The following is a 1,101-nucleotide window of genomic DNA, read 5'->3' on the forward strand; positions in this document are numbered from 1 at the left end:
TAGGGCCTGTGTGAGGTCGTGATCAATATCTGCGTTCCGCTGCCGTGCCGGGACGGATCACGGTAGAACGCCGGTGTGACGCGCCGACAGCTCAGTGACGACCAGTGGGAACTCATCCAGCCGTACTTGCCGGTCGGCGAGTACGGCCCCTACCCGGTGAAGTTGCGGGACCAGTTCGAGGGTGTGATCTGGCGTTTCCGGTCCGGCGCCCAGTGGCGGGAGATGCCCGAGCAGTTCGGTCCCTGGCCCACCGTCTACGGCCGTTTCCGGGTCTGGCGGGACGCAGGCGTGTTCACCGCACTGCTCGAGGGGCTGATCGCCGAGGCCGCCGGGCAGGGGAAGACCGACCTGTCACTGGTCAGCGTGGATTCCACGACCACCCGCGCGCATCACGACGCCGCCGGAATACCCGTCGCCCCCGAGGTCATGGAGGCCCTGGAGAAGGCCGTGCGGGAACAGGAACAGGCCCGGCAAAAGGGGGCGGCCAAGGGGAACAGAACGGACAGGGCGACGCCGACGATCCTGGACGGGAAGAACGGCGACGCATCCGGCGAAGACGCAAAGCCCGCCTGAAGCAGGCCCTGCTCGGCCGGTCCAGAGGCGGCCTGACCTGCAAGGTCCACCTCGCTTCCGACCGCAAGTGCCGCCCCCTGGCGCTCGTGTTGACGGCTGGACAGGCCGCCGACAGCCCGCAGTTCCTCCCCGTCCTGAACAAGGTCCGCATCCGGTTGCCCGTCGGCCGCCCACGCACCCGGCCGGACGCGGTCGCCGGCGACAAGGCGTACTCCTCCCGCGCCAACCGGTCCTACCTGCGTAAACGCGGCATCAAGGCCGTCATCCCGGAGAAGAAGGACCAGGCCGCCCACCGCAAGAACCGCGGCCGCAAGGGCGGCCGGCCCGTCACCCACGACGCCGAGCTCTACAAGGACCGCAACACCGTCGAACGCATGATCAACAAACTGAAAGCCTGGCGCGGCATCGCCACCCGCTACGACAAGTCCCCCGAGAGCTACGACGCCGGACTCCACCTCCGAGCCTCTCTGATCTGGATCAACGACCTCTTACCGACGACCGAATGATCACAACCTCACACAGGCCCTA

At 67.6% G+C, this 1,101-nt stretch carries 1 pseudogene; it reads left to right on the top strand.

What is annotated here, in order from left to right:
* The first annotated feature begins 75 nt into the window (after positions 1-75).
* A pseudogene (locus IA22_RS36235) lies at positions 76-1,079 on the top strand (IS5 family transposase).
* The last annotated feature ends 22 nt before the right edge of the window (positions 1,080-1,101 follow it).

Origin of the sequence: Kitasatospora papulosa, assembly GCF_000717245.1 — a bacterium.
Classification (GTDB): domain Bacteria; phylum Actinomycetota; class Actinomycetes; order Streptomycetales; family Streptomycetaceae; genus Streptomyces; species Streptomyces papulosus.